19 protein-coding genes and 1 other RNA gene are annotated in these 20,664 nt (G+C 69.1%); 13 read left to right on the forward strand and 7 right to left on the reverse strand.

Annotation, left to right across the window (positions count from 1 at the left end; genetic code table 11):
- Nucleotides 1-6: 6 nt before the first annotated feature.
- Nucleotides 7-2,271: a methyl-accepting chemotaxis protein gene (locus FHR66_RS13355; protein WP_237475277.1), complete on the forward strand. Its 2,265-nt coding sequence runs from the start codon at nucleotides 7-9 to the stop codon at nucleotides 2,269-2,271.
- A gap of 520 nt (nucleotides 2,272-2,791) precedes the next feature.
- Nucleotides 2,792-3,433: a DUF6766 family protein gene (locus FHR66_RS13360; protein ID WP_160966068.1), complete on the forward strand. Its 642-nt coding sequence runs from the start codon at nucleotides 2,792-2,794 to the stop codon at nucleotides 3,431-3,433.
- A gap of 110 nt (nucleotides 3,434-3,543) precedes the next feature.
- On the opposite strand, the gene FHR66_RS13365 is transcribed toward FHR66_RS13360, so the two are convergent.
- The 5 genes from FHR66_RS13365 to fabR all read right to left on the reverse strand — a co-directional run bounded on the left by FHR66_RS13365 (nucleotide 3,544) and on the right by fabR (nucleotide 7,754).
- Nucleotides 3,544-4,446: a manganese catalase family protein gene (locus FHR66_RS13365; RefSeq protein ID WP_160966070.1), complete on the reverse strand. Its 903-nt coding sequence runs from the start codon at nucleotides 4,444-4,446 to the stop codon at nucleotides 3,544-3,546.
- Between the two features lie 122 nt (nucleotides 4,447-4,568).
- Entirely contained in the window at nucleotides 4,569-5,075 is a 507-nt protein-coding gene (locus FHR66_RS13370; protein WP_160966072.1) for a YciE/YciF ferroxidase family protein, read from the reverse strand.
- Between the two features lie 73 nt (nucleotides 5,076-5,148).
- The gene (locus FHR66_RS13375; RefSeq protein ID WP_160966074.1) at nucleotides 5,149-5,661 is read right to left on the reverse strand and encodes a ferritin-like domain-containing protein; all 513 of its coding nucleotides are present in this window, start codon (nucleotides 5,659-5,661) and stop codon (nucleotides 5,149-5,151) included.
- A gap of 434 nt (nucleotides 5,662-6,095) precedes the next feature.
- The gene (locus tag FHR66_RS13380; protein ID WP_160966076.1) at nucleotides 6,096-6,962 is read right to left on the reverse strand and encodes an SDR family oxidoreductase; all 867 of its coding nucleotides are present in this window, start codon (nucleotides 6,960-6,962) and stop codon (nucleotides 6,096-6,098) included.
- Between the two features lie 147 nt (nucleotides 6,963-7,109).
- Entirely contained in the window at nucleotides 7,110-7,754 is a 645-nt protein-coding gene (gene fabR / locus FHR66_RS13385; protein ID WP_160966078.1) for an HTH-type transcriptional repressor FabR, read from the reverse strand.
- Between the two features lie 93 nt (nucleotides 7,755-7,847).
- Between fabR and FHR66_RS13390 the strand changes: the two genes are divergently transcribed.
- From FHR66_RS13390 to FHR66_RS13400, 3 genes are all read left to right on the forward strand, one after another.
- Nucleotides 7,848-8,924 carry a ferredoxin reductase gene (locus FHR66_RS13390; RefSeq protein WP_160966080.1) on the forward strand — a complete coding sequence of 359 codons (1,077 nt, stop codon included), beginning with the start codon at nucleotides 7,848-7,850 and terminating at the stop codon, nucleotides 8,922-8,924.
- Nucleotides 8,925-8,934: 10 nt separating this feature from the next.
- Nucleotides 8,935-10,059: a fatty acid desaturase family protein gene (locus FHR66_RS13395; protein WP_160966082.1), complete on the forward strand. Its 1,125-nt coding sequence runs from the start codon at nucleotides 8,935-8,937 to the stop codon at nucleotides 10,057-10,059.
- Between the two features lie 165 nt (nucleotides 10,060-10,224).
- Nucleotides 10,225-10,656, forward strand: a complete 432-nt coding sequence (locus tag FHR66_RS13400) for a low affinity iron permease family protein (RefSeq protein ID WP_160966084.1) — start codon at nucleotides 10,225-10,227, stop codon at nucleotides 10,654-10,656.
- A gap of 80 nt (nucleotides 10,657-10,736) precedes the next feature.
- Here FHR66_RS13400 and FHR66_RS21110 read toward each other — a convergent pair whose 3' ends face one another.
- Nucleotides 10,737-11,090 (reverse strand): hypothetical protein, encoded by a 354-nt coding sequence (locus FHR66_RS21110; RefSeq protein ID WP_237475271.1) that lies wholly within the window; start codon nucleotides 11,088-11,090, stop codon nucleotides 10,737-10,739.
- 71 nt (nucleotides 11,091-11,161) lie between these two features.
- Here FHR66_RS21110 and FHR66_RS13410 point away from each other — a divergent pair, with 71 nt between their 5' ends.
- From FHR66_RS13410 to FHR66_RS13445, 8 genes are all read left to right on the forward strand, one after another.
- Nucleotides 11,162-11,503 carry a hypothetical protein gene (locus FHR66_RS13410; RefSeq protein WP_160966086.1) on the forward strand — a complete coding sequence of 114 codons (342 nt, stop codon included), beginning with the start codon at nucleotides 11,162-11,164 and terminating at the stop codon, nucleotides 11,501-11,503.
- A 128-nt stretch (nucleotides 11,504-11,631) separates the two neighbouring features.
- Nucleotides 11,632-13,341 carry a ubiquinone-dependent pyruvate dehydrogenase gene (poxB, locus tag FHR66_RS13415; RefSeq protein ID WP_202394610.1) on the forward strand — a complete coding sequence of 570 codons (1,710 nt, stop codon included), beginning with the start codon at nucleotides 11,632-11,634 and terminating at the stop codon, nucleotides 13,339-13,341.
- A gap of 43 nt (nucleotides 13,342-13,384) precedes the next feature.
- A non-coding RNA gene (locus FHR66_RS13420) (sX9 sRNA) lies at nucleotides 13,385-13,459 on the forward strand.
- Nucleotides 13,460-13,540: 81 nt separating this feature from the next.
- Nucleotides 13,541-14,977, forward strand: a complete 1,437-nt coding sequence (locus tag FHR66_RS13425; RefSeq protein ID WP_160966090.1) for a sensor histidine kinase — start codon at nucleotides 13,541-13,543, stop codon at nucleotides 14,975-14,977.
- A complete protein-coding gene (locus tag FHR66_RS13430; RefSeq protein WP_160966092.1) occupies nucleotides 14,962-16,302 on the forward strand; it encodes a sigma-54-dependent transcriptional regulator in 1,341 nt (446 codons plus the stop codon). Before FHR66_RS13425 ends, FHR66_RS13430 begins: the two co-directional genes overlap by 16 nt.
- Before the next feature lie 286 nt (nucleotides 16,303-16,588).
- Complete coding sequence (locus tag FHR66_RS13435; protein ID WP_167087870.1) at nucleotides 16,589-17,386, forward strand: hypothetical protein; 798 nt, start codon at nucleotides 16,589-16,591, stop codon at nucleotides 17,384-17,386.
- A 96-nt stretch (nucleotides 17,387-17,482) separates the two neighbouring features.
- Nucleotides 17,483-18,160, forward strand: coding sequence for a hypothetical protein (locus tag FHR66_RS13440; protein ID WP_160969701.1), 678 nt, complete (start codon nucleotides 17,483-17,485; stop codon nucleotides 18,158-18,160).
- A gap of 152 nt (nucleotides 18,161-18,312) precedes the next feature.
- Nucleotides 18,313-19,572, forward strand: a complete 1,260-nt coding sequence (locus FHR66_RS13445; RefSeq protein ID WP_160969703.1) for an MFS transporter — start codon at nucleotides 18,313-18,315, stop codon at nucleotides 19,570-19,572.
- A 3-nt stretch (nucleotides 19,573-19,575) separates the two neighbouring features.
- Here FHR66_RS13445 and FHR66_RS13450 read toward each other — a convergent pair whose 3' ends face one another.
- Nucleotides 19,576-20,559: an NAD(P)-dependent oxidoreductase gene (locus tag FHR66_RS13450; RefSeq protein WP_160969705.1), complete on the reverse strand. Its 984-nt coding sequence runs from the start codon at nucleotides 20,557-20,559 to the stop codon at nucleotides 19,576-19,578.
- Between the last annotated feature and the right edge of the window lie 105 nt (nucleotides 20,560-20,664).

Genomic DNA, 20,664 nt, shown 5'->3' on the forward strand with positions numbered 1-20,664 from the left:
CAATTCCTGCGCCGCCGTATCGCCAATCTGCCCATGGCCCGCAAGTTCGTCGTGCTGTGCGCTTTGATCGCGCTCGGCGTGATCCTGCTGGCCGTCGCTGCGGCGCGCCTGCAATATCTCAACCTGATCGACGCGCGCAAGCAGACCGTCAAGACCCAGGTCGACATGGGCCTGAGCGTGATGCAGCACTATGCCGACCTGGCCAAGCGCGGCGAGATGACCGAGGCGCAGGCGCAGGCGGCCGCCAAGGGCGCGCTCGGCGACATGAAGACCAACGGCGGCGTGGACTACTTCTTCATCGTCGACCCGCAGATGCACATCGTCATGCATCCCAAGCGCGCGGTCGGCACCGACATGAGCGGCTACAAGAGCGATGCCGGCGAGTACGTCTACCGCGACATCCAGACCGCGGTGCGCAGCGGCGACGGATTCACCTACTACAAGGCGCCCAAGCCCGGCAAGTCGGTGCAGTTGCCGAAGATCAGCTATGCCGCGCTGTACCCGCAGTGGAACTGGGTGCTGGCGATGGGCGTGTACGCCGAAGACATCCAGGCCGAGGCGTTGGGTTTCACCAAGGTCCTCACCGTGATCGGCGCAGCACTGGTGATGCTGGTGGTGGGTCTTTGCTGGTTGATCGCCGGCGCCATCGTCGCGCCGTTGCGCGGCGCCACGCGGACCGCCGAAGCGATCGCTTCCGGCCGCTTCGACAATTCGATCAAGGTGGAGTCGCGCGACGAGACCGGGCAGTTGATGGCCAGCATGCAGCAGATGCAGACCCAGTTGCAGCGCTTCAATGGCGAGATGCAGACCCTGGTGCGGCTGCAGCAGGGCGAGAACATCAGCCACCGCATGCCGGAGGACTTCCCTGGCGATTACGGCACGCTGGCGCACGGCATGAACACGGCGCTGTTCGAGCACCTCGACGCGATCGTCGAGGCGATGGCGATCATGGACGAGTACGGCCGCGGCGACCTGCGCCGCGACATGCGCCGGTTGCCGGGACAGCGCGCCGCGCTGCACGAGGCGCTGGACGTGGTCAAGACCAACCTGTCGGCGGTCAACGGCGACATCGCGCGCCTGGCCGATGCGGCGGCCCGCGGCGACTTCACCGCGCGCGGCGACGAGGCGCGCTATGAGTTCGCGTTCAAGGAAATGGTCGAGGCGCTGAACCGGCTGATGCGCCAGGCCGACAGCGGTCTGGCCGACGTCGGCCGGATCATGGGCGCGATCGCCGATGGCGACCTGTCGCAGCGCGTGGACGTGCGCTACGAAGGCGCGTTCGGCAAGCTTGCCGACGCGGCCAATCGCACCGCCGAGCAACTGACCGGCATCGTGCAGGGCATCCAGCGCGCGGTCGGCTCGATCAACACCGCCGCCAGCGAGATCGCCAGCGGCAACAGCGACCTGTCGGTGCGGACCGAGCAGCAGGCGGCCAGCCTGGAAGAAACCGCCGCCTCGATGGAGGAGCTGACCTCCACGGTCAAGCAGAACGCCGACAGCGCGCGCCAGGCCAATCAGTTGGTGCTGAGCACCGGCGAAGTGGCCGAGAACGGCGGCCGCGCGGTCGAGGAAGTGGTGACGACGATGGCCTCGATCAGTGCCGCGTCGGCGCGCATTGCCGACATCATCGGCGTGATCGACGGCATTGCCTTCCAGACCAACATCCTTGCCTTGAACGCGGCGGTGGAAGCCGCGCGCGCCGGCGAACAGGGCCGCGGCTTCGCCGTGGTGGCTTCGGAAGTGCGCTCGCTGGCGCAGCGCTCGGCCGCCGCGGCCAAGGAGATCAAGACCCTGATCTCCGACTCCGTGCAGGAAGTGGAGCAGGGCTCGACCCTGGTCAACCGCGCCGGCACCACCATGGCCGAGGTGGTCGCCTCGGTGAAGCGGGTCACCGACATCATGGCCGAGATCTCCGCGGCCAGCGCCGAACAGAGCGCCGGCATCGACCAGGTCAGCAAGACGGTGATGCAGCTGGACGAGGGCACACAGCAGAACGCGGCGCTGGTGGAAGAAGCCAGCGCGGCGGCCAAGAGCATGGAAGACCAGGCGGCGGAACTGGCACGCGCGGTCGCGGTGTTCCGCCTCGCCGGCGGCGCCGCCATCAGCGCGGCACCGGCTCCCGCGGCAAGGCCGCAGCCGGCCAGGCCGGCGGTGCGTGCGGTCGTTGCCGCCACCAAGCCCAAGCCCGCGGCCCCCGTGCGACAACCGGCGGCCAAGCCGCGCCCGATCCAGGGCGTGCCGGCGGACAGCGCGGAGTGGGAAGAGTTTTGAGCCAATGCGGCGTGGTGGCCTGTGCCGCCGCGCCGCGCCATTTGGCCTTGGTGGGAGCGACTTCCGTCGCGACGGGCTTTCCCGGGAGGGCCGCGTCGCGACTTAGGTCGCTCCCACCTTTGCTTTCCAGGGTGCTGTCGCAGGTGCAAGACATCCTGCGTTTCGCGCGGGCTCGCAACGACTCGGAAAGGGATCGCTGCGAATCAATTCACGGTGTTGCATGGACCGTTGGTGCTGTCGCCGGTGCATGTGTTCGTGGATGCGTCTTTTTGTAGGAGTGGCTTCAGCCGCGACCCGCATGTGCATGTGTAAGTGGATGCGCTTTTGTAAGAGCGGCCTCAGCCGCGATCCCCCATGTCCGCAACGCCCGTCGCGGTTGAAGCCGTTCCTACAGTGGCGGTATCACCTGGCAGCGGGGCCTGTTCCTCGAGCTTCTTCATCCACTCTTTGCCCAACGCTGCCTATGGTCGCAGCGACGGCGCGCGCCGGCATTGCGGCGGGCGTAGAAGGAGCCACTTCCATGTTCTGGAAACGCAATAGTCTGTCGATCGTGTTGTTGGCGCTGAGCCTGCTATTCATGGTCGGCCAGGCACTCAGTGGTCACCAGGCCTACAACCAGGAACTGCGGCAGCAGGGGCTGGCGGCGCTGCCGATGTGGCAGTACCTGCACAGCGGGCATTTCATCGGCGCACTGTTCGAGAACTGGGAGAGCGAGTTCCTGCAGATGGGCATGTACGTGGTACTGACGGTGAAGCTGCGCCAGTGGGGATCGGCCGAATCGCGACCGCTGTCGCCGGCGCAGGAAGACGATAACGTCGCGTCTGGTCCGGTGCCTTGGCCGGTGCGCGCCGGCGGCCTCTGGTTGGCGCTGTACGAGCGTTCGCTGGCCCTGGCTTTCGGCACCCTGTTCTTGCTCAGCTTCGTGCTGCATGCGTTGGGCAGCTGGCGTCACGAAGTGGCCGAGCAGGCGATGCAGCACCAGCCGCCGCCGTCGTTCTGGGAACACGTCAGTGGCGCGCAGTTCTGGTTCGAATCGATGCAGAACTGGCAAAGCGAGTTCCTTGCCGTGTTCGCGTTGGTGGTGTTGACCATCTGGCTGCGGCAGAAGGATTCCCCGCAATCCAAGCCGGTGCACGCGCCGCACCGGCAGACCGGCGATTGATCGCGACGCCACGGTGGACGGCGCCGAGCGCACAGCCAATCGCCCGGTCACACGAACGCCGCGATGCTTGCGCATCGCGGCGTGCTTGCGATAGTGCCTGTAGTGGAGCGCTAGCGCGCCACGCTGCCCTTGGTCGAGCCGGCACCCGGTCCGGCGCCCAGGTCGGCACCGGTGGTCGGGTCGCTGTCCGGCTGCGACAGCGTACGCGCGGCCAGCGCCTGCACCGCGCTCTGTTCCAATTCGCTCAGGCCGACGCTGGGGACGCCACTGCCACCGTCCACCGCCACCTGGCGGTTGCGATCGGCGATCACTTCCCACTGGCTACCGCTATTCCAAGGTCCGTGCATGTCGCCTTCGCCTTGCGACATGTCGTAGTAACGGTCGGTAAAGGCCGGATCGCCCGGCAGCTTGCCCGGCGGGAAGTTCGGCTCGATCGAGTACAGCGCCTTCTCGAACGACTTCTGGTGCGCCACTTCGCGGGTCATCAGGAAGGTCAGCGCATCGACGATGCCGGGATCGTCGGTGACGTTGATCAGACGCTCGTAGACGATCTTGGCGCGCGCTTCGGCCGCGATGTTTGAGCGCAGGTCGGCCGTCGGTTCGCCGATGCTGTCGACGTAGGCCGCGCTCCACGGCACGCCGCTGGAATTGACCAAGGCCGGACCGCCGCCGTAGAGGATTTGCTGCGTCTGGCTGGTGTTGTTGTTGAGGGTGAGGTTGCGCATGTCCTCCGCCTCGGCCATGCCTTCGGACAGCACCGCCTTCGGGCCCTGGTTGAGCATCGCGATGATCGAGCCGATGATTTCCAGGTGGCTGAGTTCCTCGGTCGCAATGTCGTACAACAGGTCCTTACGGCCGGGATCGACCTCGCCGATGGCCTGGGTGAAGTAGCGCATGGCTGCGGCGAGCTCGCCCTGTGGGCCGCCGAACTGCTCCAGCATCAGCGAGGCCAGTGCCGGGTCGGGCTGCGCCACGCGGACCGTGTACATCAGCCGTTTGTTGTGCATGAACATGGAAAATCTCCTGGAGTGCCGCCCGAACGTCGCGACGACGCAATGACGCGACCGGCGTCCGCGCGTGGGGGATAGGCGTCTGGGACGCCGCGGCGCCGCCGTAGCGGGCCGCGGCAGGGCGGTCAGGCCGCCTTGCGCTTGCGCGAGGCTTCTTCGTTGCCGCCCTGTTCGGCGAGCAGGGTCAGCTTCTCGTCGGTGGACTTCTCTTCGTTGAGCGTTTCCAGCAGCAGGGTCAGCGCGTCGTCCATGCCCAGTTGCTTGGCCATGGCGGCGAGGGTGCCGTAGGAGGCGATCTCATAGTGCTCGACCTTCTGCGCGCCGCCGATCAGCGCAGCGTCGCGCACCGGGCCGGCTTCGATCGACTCGATCACTTCCTTGCCTTCTTCCACCAGGCCTTCCATGGCGGCGCATTTGATCCGCTTCAGGCGCAGGTTGCCTTTTTCGACGATCTGGTCGATGCGTTCGATCTGGCCCTGGGTTTCTTCCAGATGCGCTTCGAACGCGGCGCGTAGCGCCGGATTGGTGGAGGCGCGCGCCAGGCGCGGCAATGCCTTGGTCAGCTGTTTCTCGGCGCTGTAGATGTCCGACAGCTCGTGGATGAACAATTCGTCGATGGTCTTGACAGCCATGGGGAGTCTCCGGTCGATAGGTAATGGGTGATGCGGGGGAATGTCGTGCGCGTGGTGTCGCGTACGCCGTTGCTCAGTGCTTGGCGGTCTCGCCTTCGGTGCGTTCGCGCTTCAGGAAAGCCAGGACGGTGGCTTCCTGGTGTTCGATCAGCCATTCAGCCATGGCGATTTCCTGGTCGAGGATGGCGGCGCAGATGTCAGCGATCTCGGTCTGCCCGGCTTCCTTGGCGGCGATGACCAGCGCGCGATAGCTGGCGATCTCCACGTGCTCGAACGCATAGCTGACGCCCAGGCTCTTGACCACTTCATCGCTCATCATCGAATTGCCGGCGGCATGCACCGACGCCATCACGCTGGCCACAGTGCCCTTGATCGTGGGGATCGAGCCGTCGAGGATCTCGATGCAGCGCTTGACCTGCTCGGACTGATCGCGGGTTTCGTTCACGTGCTGCTCGATGCGCGCCTTCAGCTGCGGGTAGTGCTCCAGGCGGCCGGCGGTGGCAGTGAGCATGGTGTTGGCCTCCTGCTCCATCGCATAGGCGTCCTGCAGCCACTTCAACAAGCGTTCGGTGTTGCTTCGGGTCATGGATATCGCTCCAGATGTTGTGCGCGACGCAACGTGCATCGCATCGCGCGTCCGTGTGTTTTTCCCCTGTGCAACCACGCTAGACCCGTCGCCGTTAGAGCGGTTGCAGCGCAGGGTGAATGCCATGCGAGATGCGGCGTGAGGAGATGTGCACAGGTGGCGGTGCGATGTGCGATGTGCGGGCGCCGCATGTTCCATCCAGCCGCGACAGGCGTTAGTGGGACGCCCGTCGCGGCTGAAGCCGCTCCTACGCGAGTGCGATGAATTGCATCGCGTATGCGATGCGTGCGTGTGGGTAACTACCGCGAGAACATGTTGGGAAAGCCGCTTGCGGCCGATCCGGAAAAGGGGACAAAAGCCGCTCGTACGGCACCGCCAGCCCGCGGTGCTCTTCCCATTCCCGATTTCCGAATCCCGAATCCCGAATCCCGGCTCTACAGCGTCACCGCTCCACCCGAAATCGTCAGCAGCGTGCCCGAGGTATAGCTCGAGGTATCGGCCGCCAGCAGCACATAGGCCGAGGCCAGTTCCGCCGGCTGGCCAGGGCGGCCAAATGGTGTCTGCTCGCCGAAGGTCCGCACCGATTCCTCGTCCATGCCGGTGGGAATGAACGGGGTCCAGATCGGGCCCGGCAACACCGCATTGACCCGGATCTTCTTCTCGGCGAGCAGGCCGGCCAGGCCGATGGTGAGGTTGGCCAGCGCGCCCTTGGTCGCCGAGTACGGGAGGATATTGGGCGTGGGCTTCTTCGAGTTCACCGAGGCGGTGTTGATGATCGAACCGCCCTCGGGCATGTGCGGCAGCGCCAACCGCACCAGGTGGAAGGGCGCGTGCACATTGGTGGCGAAGGTCTTTTCCCATTCGTCGAGGGTGATCTCGTCGAAGCTGTGGAAATAGCGCTGGTAGGCGGCGTTGTTGACCAGCACGTCGAGGCCGCCGAAGGCGTCGGCCACGGTCTTGATCAACGTCTCCGCCTGCCCACGGTCGCTGATGTCGCACGGATGCAGCAGCACACGCACGCCGGCGTCTTCGACCAGCTTGGCAATGCGCTCCGCGTCATCCTGCTCGTCGGGCAGGTAGGCGATGGCGACATCGGCGCCCTCGCGGGCATAGGCGATCGCCACCGCCGCGCCGATGCCGCTGTCGCCGCCGGTGATCAGGGTGCGCTTGCCCTGCAGCAGTCCGTGGCCGACATAGCTGTCTTCGCCATGATCCGGTTTCGGATCCATGGCCTGGGTCTTGCCGGGGAAGGATTGCTGCTGCGCCTTGAACGGCGGCGACGGATAGTTGGGAACGGCCATGGGCATGTCTCGTTGGGGGAGTGTCCAACGAGGGTGGGCAGGCGCAGGTAAAGCCGGGGCCAAGGCCATGTCGCCGGCATGTCACGACGCGGGCGAGCGCCCACGCTGGCGGCTGTCTGCGGCAGCCGATGCCGCCGCGCCGCGAACTCAGCCGGCGGCGAGCGTGCGCGAGCCGACGATGATCATGCGCAGCATCGCGGTGATCTGCCGGATCAGTTCCGGGTCCTTTTCTGGTGGCAGGTCCATCGCGGTGGCGCCCATCGCGAACACCAGCCGGGTGATCGCCTTGGACACCAGCGCCGGTTCGTGCAACGGCGTGCCTTCCAGCGCGGCCAGGCGGATCAGGTCCACCCGCAGTTCGTCCTCGAAGTAGTTCAGCTCGCGGTCCACCGCGTGCTTGAACGCGTCCGAGCCGACCGTGCCCTCGCGTAACAGGACGTGCAGCAGCTTGTCGTCGGCGCGCAACTGTTCCATGAAAGTCTCCACGGAACTGAGGATGATGCTGCGGCGGGTGCCGGCAGCGCGCTGGCGCGCCTGGCCGATGATGGTGCGCAGCGAGCTGCCGGCCAGGTCGATCAGCGCCACCGCCAGCTCGTCCATGTCGCGGAACTGACGGTAGAAGCTGTTGGGGGCGATGCCGGCCTCGCGGGTGACCTCGCGCAGGCTCAGCGTGGACACGCTGCGGTGCGGCCCGATCAGCTTCAGGGCCGCCGCCAGAAGGTCCTCGCGCGAGATCGCGCCTTTGCGGACGGTCGGCATGTCCGCGGACGGAGGAGGGGAGATCGTCGTCATGGGCAGACCGGACCAGGCAATGAGGGATGATACCGCCATTGCTGAATGCACAAGTGTATAGACATCTGTATCTTCGCCTGTATAGTGGACCCCATGAACGCTGCCCGCCGTCCCGCCAAGTCCCGCCCCGCCGCCCGCGCCCTGCGCGCCTGGGTCAAGCCGGACGTGTTCGATTTCTGGTCCACCCGCCTGCATCCGCTGTGGACGTGGCAGCGCCCGCGCGCGCGCCTGGTGCAGCGCGAGGCCGCCAGCAGCGACGCGGTGACCCTGGTGCTGCAGCCAAACCGCCACTGGCGCGGCCTGCGCGCCGGCCAGCACGTGGAGCTGGGCGTGGAGATCGACGGCCGCCGGCTGCTGCGCAGCTACAGCCCCACGCCCTTGCCGGGCGGGCGCCTGGCGATCACCGTCAAGACCATCGACGGCGGTCGGGTCAGCCAGTATCTGGCCGGCGCGGCGCGTCTCGGCGAGGTGTTCGAACTCGGCCAGGCCTACGGCGAGATGGTGCTGCCGACCGCGCCGCACGGCCGCTGGCTGCTGCTGGCCGCCGGCAGCGGCATCACCCCGATGCGCGCGTTGCTGCGGCAACTGGCCGACGCCGGCATGCCGGCCGACGTCGACTTGCTGTACTGGGCGCGGCGCCACGACCAGGTCTGCTTCCGCGATGAACTGCAGGCGCTGGCCGCGGCGCATCCGCGCTTCCGCCTGCATCTGGCCATCACCGGCGAAGGCGAGACGCCGGCGCCGCGTGTGGACACGCTGCCGCTGGAGTCCCTGGGCAGCCTGGAACAGGTGCAGGTGCTGGCCTGCGGCCCGGGCGGTTTCGTGCAGTCCGCGCGTGCACGCCTGCAGCACCGCGTGGCACGCTTCCAGGCCGAGGCGTTCAGCGCCCCGCCGGCCCCGGCCGATGTCGAAGAAGGCACCGTGGCGGTGACCCTGGCGCGCAGTGGCCGCGTGCTGCAACTGCCGCGCGGCCAGTCGCTGCTCACCGCGCTGGAGGCCGAAGGCCTGCGGCCCAAGCACGGCTGCCGCATGGGCATCTGCAACAGCTGCGCCTGCGGCAAGCAGGCCGGCGTCACCCGTGATCTGCTCAGCGGCGCGCACGCCGCCGAACCCGGTTCGCTGAAGCTGTGCGTCAACAGCGCCAGCAGCGACCTGACCCTGGACCTCTGAGGACTTCCCCATGGCGGCTCCCCGCAACCGTGCATTGACTCCGGCCGAACTGCAGGCCTTCGGCGACGAACTGGATGCGCTGCGCACGCGCACGCTGGCCGACCTGGGCGCGCGCGACGCGCGCTACATCCGCCGCATCGTCGCCGCGGTGCGCTATACCGGCGTGGCCGGCCGCGCGCTGCTGTTCCTCGGCGCGTTCGTGCACAGCGTGCTGGTGCCGGCGTGGATCGCCGGCGTGGTGCTGCTGACCCTGTCCAAGATCCTGGAGAACATGGAGCTGGGCCACAACGTGATGCACGGCCAGTACGACTGGATGGGCGATGCGCACTTGAACGGCAACACCTACGAGTGGGACATCGTCGCCACCGGCGATAACTGGCGCAAGACGCACAACTTCAAGCACCACACCTACACCAATGTGCGCGGCATGGACGACGACATCGGCTATGGCCTGCTGCGCATCTTCCCCGAGCAGCGCTGGCGCCCGTTCTACCTGGCGCAGCCGTTCATCGCGGTGGTGTTCGCGCTGCTGTTCGAGTGGGGCGTGGCGATCCAGGACCTGCGCCTGGGCCGCTGGTTGGCCGGCAAGATGAAGCGCGGCGAACTGAAGCGCACGTTCCTGCCGGTCGGGCGCAAGATGGGCCGGCAGATCTTCAAGGACTACATCCTGTTCCCGGCACTGGCCGGCCCGTTCTTCCTGCCGGTGCTGCTGGGCAACCTGACCGCCAACGTGCTGCGCAGCATCTGGACGTTCGTGATCATCTTCTGCGGCCACTTCACCGCCGATGCCGAGACCTTCCCCAAGGACTCGATCAAGAACGAGTCGCGCGGGCACTGGTACCTGCGGCAGCTGCGCGGCTCGTCCAACCTGGCCGGCGGCAAGCTGCTGAACGTGCTGTCGGGCAACCTCAGCCACCAGATCGAGCACCATTTCTTCCCGGACGTGCCGGCCAACCGCTACGCGGCGCTGGCGGTGCAGGTGCGCGAGATCTGCGCGCGCTACGGCCAGCACTACAACACCGGTTCGCTGCCGCGGCAGTTCGGTCAGGTGGTGTGGCGGATCGTGCGTCACGCCTTCCCGAGCCGGCCGCGCCCGGTGCGCGCGCTGCAGCCGGCGACGCAACAGGCCGGCTGAGCACCGCACGCAAGACAGCAAGAAGGCGGGGGCAACCCCGCCTTTTTCATTGGCTCGGCGCTGGCGCCACATGCACGCCTCGCTCACGGGAGGCGGTCGATCATCCTTAGCCGCCTGCAGACGCTGGCGGCGGTGCAGGCGTGTTCCGTTGCGCGAGGGCCTGCGATGAAACCTGCCAAGCTGTTCAATGTCGTCGCCAAGAAGGCGTCGTATGCCGCCGGCACCCCTTGGACCTTCTGCATCGCGCTGGGCATCGTGCTGGTGTGGGGCCTGAGCGGGCCGGTGTTCGGCTTCAACGACACCTGGCAATTGGTCATCAACACCGGCACCACCATCATCACCTTCCTGATGGTGTTCCTGATCCAGCACACCCAGAACGCCGATACCGCGGCGATGCAGATCAAGCTCGACGAACTGATCCGGGTCAGCGCCAAGGCCAACAACGAGCTGCTGGATCTGGAAGAACTCGACGAGAAGCGTCTGGAAGAGATCCGTCGCCAATACGAGGAACTGGCGCGCAAGGCCGGCGAGGCGCTGCGCGCGCGCAATGCCCGCGACGGCGATGGTCGCGAGACCCACGATCGCCCCAAGGGCTGACCCAGACGTTCATGGGCTTGCCGATGACGTAAGCGGCGTGCCGGCGATGAGCGCGACACGCCGCTGCGCGTCGCAGGGGATCAGGCCGGCACGGCGCCATCCGGATCGTCCGCCGCGACGGTCGTCGACGCGCGCTCGGTGGCATGCAGGGTATCGCCGTGCGGCGGCGTGACGCGGAGGTCGTCGGCGACCGCACTCGGGGCGGGAGACGCCGCTTCGGGCGAGGCGGAGTGCGTCTGACGGCGATAGGCGCGGATCGCGGCGAAGGCCGTGCCGGCCAGCGCCAGTTTCCAGAATAGACCGGGCATCGAAAGGCTCCAGTGCGGAAGGAGCCGCCAGCGTCGGCCAGCACGGGTGGCGCAGGCGTGCATGTCGCGTGCGGATGGTGTGGTGGTGTGGGTCGACAGCGGCGCGCTTGCTCGCGTGCTCTTCATGATGCCTTGCGGGTCGGCTAACGCATGCCGCCCTAGCGTGATGCATTCCCACGCTTCTGCAGGAGATCGTCATGGCCCAGCGCACTTCACCTCCCACCGGCACGCATGACGTACGCCAGGCGGCGTATCGCGGCGAGCAGGGCGATGTCTCGGCCGACAGCGGCGTGGCGCGCGGCCGCGACCGCGACGTGCCGTCGCAGCCCATGCCTCCGCCGCAGACACACGCGCCGCAGGACCACGGCGAGGACCGCAGCGGACGCACCCAGCCCAACCTGGGCCAGGCTGGCACCTATGGCGCCACCGGCGAGCATGCAGGCGGCGCTCATGGCAGGGGCGCCACGCCCGGTGGCTATCACGAGGACGATGCGGACCATGCGGCGCAGGATGCTGCCGCTGCACGTGGCGAAGACTAGCCGCACCGTGCGCTGAACATGCGTTCGGCAGGCGCAGACGCATCTCGTCTGCGCCACGCGTCGGTAACGCGCGCGGTGCGACCATGCGGCTCCCCACCCGGAGTTCAGCACGTATGTCCAAGCAGACCATGGCCCGCCTGCTCGCCGAAACCCTGCACAGCGCGGGCGTCGAACGCATCTGGGGCGTCACCGGCGACAGTCTCAACGGGTTGACCGATGCGCTGCGGCAGATGGACAGCATCGAGTGGATGCACGTGCGCCACGAAGAAGTGGCCGCCTTCGCCGCAGGCGCCGAAGCCGCGGTCAGCGGCAAGCTGGCGGTGTGCGCGGGCAGTTGCGGTCCGGGCAACCTGCACCTGATCAACGGCCTGTTCGACTGCCACCGCAGCCATCAGCCGGTGCTGGCCATCGCCGCGCACATCCCGTCCTCGGAAATCGGCCTGAACTATTTCCAGGAGACACACCCGCAGGAACTGTTCCGCGAGTGCAGCCACTACGTCGAACTGGTGACCAATCCGGCGCAGATGCCGGAGGTGCTGCAGCGGGCGATGCGCACCGCGATCCTGCGCCGCGGCGTGGCGGTGGTGGTGATCCCTGGCGACGTGGCCCTGCAGGAGATGCCTAAGGGCACGCCGACGGCGTGGCCGGCGCTGGCCGCGCCGCGCATCCTGCCGGCCGACGCCGACGTGGCCAAGCTGGCCGATCTGCTGCAGGCCAGCAAGGCCATTACCTTGCTGTGCGGCAGCGGCTGCGCCGGTGCGCACGACGAGGTGGTGGCGCTGGCTGACGCGCTCGGCGCGCCGATCGTGCATGCGCTGCGCGGCAAGGAGCACGTGGAGTGGGACAACCCGTTCGACGTCGGCATGACCGGCTTGATCGGCTTCAGTTCCGGCTATCAGGCCATGCTCAACTGCGACACCTTGCTGATGCTCGGCACCGACTTCCCGTACCGGCAGTTCTATCCCAAGGACGCCACCATCGTGCAGGTGGACAACGACCCGGCCGCGCTGGGGCGGCGCACGCCGTTGCAGTTGGGCATCGCCGCCGACGTGCGCGAAACCATCGCCGCGCTGCTGCCGCGACTGCAGCGGCGCGAGGACCGCGGCTTCCTGGAGAAGTCGCTGGCCCATTACCGCAAGGCGCGCGAAGGCCTGGACGACCTGGCCGTCGCGTCGGCGCCAGGCGAGCCGCTGCATCCGCAGTTCGTCACCCGCATGGTCGATGCGCTGGCCGATGCCGATGCGATCTTCACCTGCGACGTCGGCACGCCGACGGTATGGGCGGCGCGCTACCTGACCATGAACGGCCAGCGCCGCCTGCTCGGTTCGTTCAACCACGGCTCGATGGCCAATGCGATGCCGCAGGCGTTGGGCGCGCAGGCGCAGTTCCCGCGCCGGCAGGTGATCTCGCTGTCCGGCGATGGCGGCTTCACCATGCTGATGGGCGACTTCATCACCCTGGCCCAGCTCGGCCTGCCGGTGAAGGTGGTGGTCTACAACAACGGTTCGCTTGGCTTCGTGGCGATGGAAATGAAGTCGGCCGGCTACCTGGACACCGGCACCGACCTGAGCAATCCGGACTTCGCCGCGATGAGCAACGCCATGGGCATCCTGGGCCTGCGCGTGGACGAGTCGGCGCAACTGGAGCCCGCGCTGCGCGAGGCGTTCGCGCATCCCGGCCCGGCGCTGGTGGACGTGCGCGTGGCCAGCCAGGAACTGGCGATTCCGCCGGCGGTCAAGCTGGAACAGGCCAAGGGCATGGGCCTGTACCTGCTGCGCGCGGTGATGAGTGGGCGCGGCGACGAGGTGCTGGAGCTGGTCAAGACCAACCTGCGCTGAGCGCGGCCAGCCGCACGCGGCGCGGACGGTGCCCGAACCCCGCATGCACCACGTGTCCGCTGCGGTTCCTGCGCACCGCCCGTACCCACCTGACACCGCGCGCGACGTGGTGTTGGCCCCTGTGAGTCGTGGCCGCATCGCGATCCGGGTACGATCGCCGCGGTTCGCTCCGCCTCTTCCGTCGCGCCCAAGGTAGGCCATGCCCCGTTCGCTGCTGCGGCAACTGCTGCTGATCTGGATCGTCATCGTCGCCGCCTGCGTGGGCATGGCGGTGGTGCTGGTCGGGCTGTATCGGCATAGCGAAGGCGTGCGCAGCGAACGTGCGCAGACCGGGCTGCGCGAGGTCTGCACGCGCATGGTGCAGCGTTACAACGGCGCCAGCGCCGCCGCCCACGGCAGCGACGGCACCGGCCTGGCGGCGGTGGTGTCGCAGCTGGTGCTGGCCGATGCCGCCGGCGTGGAAGGCGGCTTCTGGGACCGCGAGCGCGGCTTTCTCGCCTACGCCTATCCGACCTACGACGGGACCGAGCACAAGACCGACGTGCCCTCGGCCGAGCGCAACGTGATCATTTCCACCGCGCAGCGCGGGGTGGAGGCGCAGCACACGGTGGACTACCGCCGCGACGGGCAGCGCGAGAGCCTGCTGATCGCGGCCTGCCCGCTGGACCGCACGGCCGCGGCCTGGGCCATGACCCGGGTCGCCTCCAGCGATGCCGCCGCCAGCCTGCCGCTGGCGTTGGGCCTGGGCCTGATCCTGGCGCTGGTGGTGGTCTCGGCGTTGGCGCTGGGCTGGGTGGTGCGGCGCTGGAGCCAGCGCCTGCAGGGCATCCAGCAGGCGCTGGCGACGCCGGCCGAGGTACCGCAGATCCCGCGCACCGGTGCGCCGGAACTGGACCGGCTCGGCGCCGCGGTCACCGACTACGCGCAGCGCAGCGCGCAGGCGCTGGCCGAGACCCGCCGGCTCGGCGAGGAACTGTCGCGACACGAACGCCTGGCTGCGCTCGGACGCATGACTGCGACCGTGGCGCACGAGATCCGCAACCCGATCGCGACCTTGCGGCTGGCGCTGGAAAACCAGATCGCCGCGCACGCCGACGGCACCGACGACGCCCAGGCGCAGCTGATGCTGGCGCAGATCCAGCGCCTGGACGGGGTGGTGGAAAGCCTGCTCGGCATGGTCCAGCCGATTCGCCTGCACCGGCAGCCGGTGGTCCTGCAGCCGTGGCTGCAGGCGCTGCTGGAACCGGCCGACTGGGACGGGCAGGCGCCGCCGATCGCGCTGCGCCTGCAGGCGGCGCCGGCGCAGTGGATGCTCGATCCGCAACAGGCCGCGCGCGCATTGCTCAATCTGCTGCGCAATGCCCTGCAGCACGCCGCGACCGGCACCGAGGTGACCCTGGAAGCGCAGACCGAAGACGACGTGCTGCAACTGCGCGTGCGCAACCACGGCGACCCGGTGCCGGCCCCGGTGGCCGCGCATCTGTTCGAGCCGTTCGCCAGCGGCCGCAGCGACGGTAACGGCCTGGGCCTGGCGCTGGTGCGCGAGATCGCTCGCGCCCATGGCGGCGAAGCGCACTACGCGCATCGCGACGGCATCACCGAGTTCAGCCTGGAGCTGCCATGGCGCGCATCCTGATCATCGACGACGACCTGGCGTTTCTCAGCACCCTGCAGGCGACGCTGCGCTCGTTCGGCCACGAGGCGATCGCCGTGGCCGACCCGCGCGAGGGCCTGGCACGCCTGCGCGAGGGCGGCATCGATCTGGCCTTCGTCGATTTCCGCATGCCCGGCATGGACGGCATCGCGCTGATGCGCGCGCGCCAGGACGACGCGCAGGCCATGCGCGTGCCGCTGGTGATGCTCACTGCGCATGCCTCCAGCGGCAACACCATCGAGGCGATGACGCTCGGCGCCTTCGATCACCTGGTCAAGCCGGTGGGCCGCGCCGACATCGCCGAGGTGGTCGAGCGCGCGCTGCGCAGCCGCGGCGACGACACGCCGGACGCCGCGCCGGCGATGCCCGCCGAGGAGGCAGACGCGCTGCTCGGCCACAGCGCGGCGATGCGCACCGTGCACAAGCGCATCGGCTTGGCCGCCGCCTCCGACCTGCCTGTGCTGATCAGCGGCGAAACCGGCACCGGCAAGGAACTGGCGGCGCGCGCGCTGCACCGTGCCAGCGCCCGCGCCGCGCAGCCGTTCGTGGCGATCAATTGCGCCGCGATCCCCGCCGAGCTGATGGAGAGCGAACTGTTCGGCTACCGCAAGGGCGCGTTCTCCGGCGCGGTGAGCGACCGCAACGGCCTGATCCGCGACGCCGACGGCGGCACCCTGTTCCTGGACGAGATCGGCGACATGCCCTTGCCGATGCAGGCCAAGCTGCTGCGCTTCCTGCAGGAAGGCGAGGTGTCGCCGCTGGGCGGGCGCGGCGCGCAGAAGGTGGACGTGCGGGTGATCGCCGCCACCCACCGCGACCTGGTGCAGGCGGTGGAGGCCGGGCGCTTCCGCAGCGACCTGCGCTACCGGCTCAACGTGGTGCCGATCGAACTGCCGCCGCTGCGCGAGCGCGGCGACGACATCCTGCTGCTCGCCCAGCACTTCCTCGCCGCCGGTGCCAGCGCGCCGCAGACCCTGTCGGCCGACGCGCAGGCGCGCCTGCGTGCCTATCCCTGGCCGGGCAATGTGCGCGAGCTGCGCAATGCCATGCAACGCTGTCAGGTGTTGGTGCGCGCGCCGGTGATCGAGGCGCACGACCTGGATGAGTTGCTGGCGTCGCCACCGGCCGAGATGCCCACGGCGCTGGACACCGATGCACTGACCCTCCCGCAGGCGATCGTGCAACTGGAACGGCAGATGATCCAGGCGGCACTGACCCAGGCCCACGGCAACCGCGCCGAGGCCGCGCGCCGCCTCGGCATCCATCGTCAGCTGCTGTATCGCAAGCTGGACGAGTATGGGCTTTAGCGGCGCGCTGGCGCGCTGCCGGGATTGGGGAGTCGGGATTGGGGATTCGTAGAAGCGCCTGACATCAGGCGGCGACACCCGCTTTTTACGAATCCCCGATCCCGACTCCCCAATCCCATTCCATCCACACCTGTCCGCAAAGCGGACAGGTGTGGATGGAATGGAGACGCCGTGGAAGCTGAGGTTGTACTCGATTACCTTCAGGATCAATGACTTAAAATTTGGCACGGCCTCTGCATTATCTCTCCTGCGAGCGGCGCCCCCTTGCCGCTCAGGAGGAACATCCATGATCCGTCGTAGCGCACTCGCTCTGTCCCTGGTGCTGGCCACCGCCGCCGCTGCCGCCACCGCGCAGGTGCCGGCGCCGCCCGCACCTCCCGCCCCGCCGGCGCCCGGCAGCGTCCCGGCACCGCCGCCGCCGCCCGCGGCCCCCGTCGCCGCCGCCCCGGTGCGCGTGGACGGCACCGTCGAGCGCTTCATGCTCAACCCCAACGGCGACGTCGATGGCCTGTGGCTGATGGACGGCACCCAGGTGAGCTTCCCGCCGCACCTGTCGGCCGATCTGCAGGCGGCGGTGCGCCGTGGCGACGCGGTGTCGGTGCAGGGCTATCGCCTGGGCAGCCTGCCGCTGCTGCAGGCCAGCACCATCACCGCGCGTCGCAGCGGCAAGCAGGTGGTTGACCGCCCGCCGAACCCGGCGACGCCGCCGCCGGCTCCCCCGGCACCGCCGGCCCTGACCCCACTGCAGGCCGATGGCCGCATCGAGCGGCTGGTCTACGGCCCGCGCGGCGACACCGCCGGCGTGCTGCTCAGCGACGGCACCGTGGTGCGCATGCCGCCGCACGCCGCCCTGCAGTACAGCGAACTGCTGCGGCCCGGCGCGCGCCTGAGCGTCAACGGCTTCGGCGTGCTGACCCAGGTCGGCCGTTCGGTGGAAGCCACCCAGGTCGGCCGCGACCGCAACTCGCTGCAGGCCGTGTTCGCGCCGCCGGCCCCGCCCGCGCCGCCGGCTGCCCCGCCGCCGCCCGCCCAGCCGGGCGCACCGGGTGCGCCGGCTGCACCGCCGCCGCCGGCACCGCGTTGATCCAGGCGCTGCCGCATCGCGCCTGACCCCTGCGCCCGCCGTTCGCGGCGGGCGCTGCCGGCCCCCGCCGGCTCCCCCTTTCTCCTGGAGAACAAAATGCATTGGGTCGATCCCGATTCCCTGCCGGAAACCCGCGGCACGCTCGCCCGTTTCCTGCTCAACCCCAAGGCCGACGTCGACGGCCTGCTGTTCGACGATGGCACCGAAGTGCACACCCCGCCGCACCTGTCGGCGCAACTGCTGAAGGCGCTGCGTCCCGGTGCCAGCCTCGGCGTGCGCGGGCTCAAGCCGCGCGGCGCCGATGTGCTGGTGGCGCTGGCGATCGATCCGGACGGGGCCGAGCGCATCGTCGACGAAGGTCCGCATGCGGCACCCCCCAAGCCCAAGCCGCCGGCCAAGCCCAAGCCCGCGCAGGACGCGGTACGCCACGCCGGCACCATCGCGCGGCTGCTGCACGGTCCGCACGGGCAGGTGCATGGTGCGCTGTTGGACGATGGGCTGATCGTGCGCTTCCCGCCGAACGCGGTGCCGGAATCGGCGCGTTGGTTGGCCGCCGGCAAGCCGCTGGCGGCGCAGGGCGAACTGCTGGAGTCCGCGCACGGCCAGGTGCTGCATGCGCAGGCGCTGGGTGCGAGCGAGGCGACGGTGCAGCCATTGGCGCCGAAACCGAAGCCGCCCAAGCCTCATCACAAGCCGTTGCACGGGCATGCGCATGATGCTGCGCCGAAGGACGGGCCGAAGCCGAAACCCAAGCCCAAGCCCAAGCCCCACTAAGTACCGAGCCGTCGCGGCGGTGTGCCCCTGGCCACCGCCGCGCCTGTGTTGCCTTCGCTCATCCAGGACTCCGTCATGCCGCCCGTCCCGCCTGCGCTGCACCACGCTTTCCTGCCTCCTTCCTTGCGTCCTTCGCTCTCGCCGGTGCGCGCATGAGCGGCGCCGATCAGCGTCAGCGCCCGCGCGGTACGCGCGCGCTGGAAGCGCTCAATTTCACCATGGCCGACGTGCAGGACGGGCTCGGCCCGTTCCTGAGCGTGTTCCTGCAATCCAAGGGCTGGTCGCTGGGCGCGATCGGCTCGGTGATGACCGCCGGCGGCATCGTCGGCATGCTCGCCACCACGCCAGGCGGCGCGCTGGTCGATGCGACCAAGCGCAAGCGCAGCATCGTGGTGGTCGGCTGCAGCATGATCCTGCTGGCCTCGGCGCTGCTGTGGTGGTCGCCGACCTTGCCGGGCGTCATCGCCGCGCAGGTGATGACTGCACTCGCCGCCGCCGCGCTGGGGCCGGCCCTGTCCGGCATCACGCTGGGCCTGGTGCGCCAGGCCGGTTTCGATCACCAGATCGCGCGTAATCAGGTCGGCAGCCACGCCGGCAACGTGGTGGCCGCGGCGCTGGCCGGTGTGCTCGGCTGGAAATTCGGCTTCGGCGCGGTGTTCGTGCTGACTGGCTGCTTCGGCGTGCTGGCGATCGTCTCGGTGTTGCTGATTCCGCGCGATGCGATCGATCACCGCGCCGCGCGCGGCATGGCCGAGGCCGACGACGACAATGGCGCCCACGTCAGTGGCTGGTCGGTGCTGCTGACCTGCAAGCCGTTGCTGGTGCTGGCCGCTGCCCTGGCGCTGTTCCACCTGGGCAATGCGGCGATGCTGCCGCTGTACGGCATGGCGGTGGTGGCCGCGCACCAGGGCGACCCGAACGCGCTGACCGCCACCACGATCATCGTCGCCCAGGCCACCATGGTGCTGGTCTCGCTGCTGGCGATGCGCCTGATCCGTGTGCGCGGGCACTGGTGGGTGCTGCTGCTGACCTTCCTGGCGCTGCCGCTGCGCGGGCTGATCGCCGCCAGCGTCATCCATACCTGGGGCGTGTTCCCGGTGCAGATCCTCGATGGCGTCGGCGCCGGCCTGCAGAGCGTGGCGGTGCCGGCGCTGGTGGCGCACCTGCTGCAGGGCACCGGCCGGGTCAACGTGGGGCAGGGCGCGTTGATGACGATGCAGGGCGTCGGCGCGGCGCTGAGTCCGGCGCTGGGCGGCTGGATCGCCCAGGCGTTCGGCTATCGCGCCGCGTTCCTGCTGCTGGGCGGCGTGTCGCTGCTGTCGCTGGCCTTGTGGGTGGGCATGCGCAAGCACCTGGTGATGGCGAAGCGCGACCGCGCAGCCGACGAACCGGTGCCGCCGCTGCCGGCTTAGGATTCAGCCCGGCGCGACGCCGGGCACCACCTCGCAGGCGATGCCGGCCGCGGTCAACTGCGCCGCCAGCGCGTCATGCGGCGCCTGCCGGAACGTATCGCCCGGCAGCAGGCTGACCACGCGTTGCCCGGCCTGCGCCTGTTCGACCAGCAACGCCAGGTGCGCGGCCGGATCGTCCGGCAGCGGCTGACGGCTGGCATCGCGGCGTGCCATGCCCAGTACCGCCGCGCTCACCTGTGCACCGCACAGCAATAGGTCGGCCTGGTTGAGCGCACGCAGCGCCTTCAGCGTCAGCGCGCCGGGGTCGCCGGTGCCGGTGCCGACCAGCCACACGCTGCCCTGCCGCGGTACCTCGTCGCTGCGTTGCAGGCTGTCGGTAAAGGCCTGCTCGGCGGCGTCGCGCTGGCCGCTCTGCAGCAGCGTCTGCACCGGCCCCTCCAGCACCTGCTCGAACCAGCGTCGGCGCTGCGCCAACTCCGGCAGGCGTGCACGGATCGCGGCGCGGTGGCGTGCGAACAGTTGCGCCAGTTCGGCGTAGGAATGGTCCAGTTCGGTTTCCCAGCGCTCGCGCAGGCGCCGCGCCAGCATCGGCGCCGCGCCGCTGGAGGAGATCGCGATCAGCAGCGGATCGCGGTCGATGATCGCCGGCACCTGGAACGTCGACAGCGCGGCGTCGTCGACCACGTTGACCCACTTGCGTCGCGCTCCGGCCCGTTCGGCCAGCTGCCGATTGAATGCCTCGTCGTCGGTGGCCGCCACCACCAGCCAGGCAGCGTCCAGCCACTGCGGATCGAAGGCTCCATCGGCGCGCTGCAGCCGGCCCTGCGCCAGCCATTGCGCCACCGTGGGGTTGAGCGCATGCGCGTACACCAACAGGTCGGCGCCGGCGTGCAGCAGCGCCTCGATCTTGCGCATCGCCACCTCGCCGCCGCCGACGACCAGCACGCGGCGTCCAGCCAGGTCGGCGAACAGGGGATACAGCGGCATGCGGACTCCTTGCTGGGGCGAGATGCGTCAGGTCGCGGGCAGGCAGGCGGCGAGGCCGCACGCGGCTGCGCAGCGTTCTGTCCGCCAACGATACCGAAAGGACGA

The organism is Xanthomonas sp. F4, assembly GCF_011761895.1.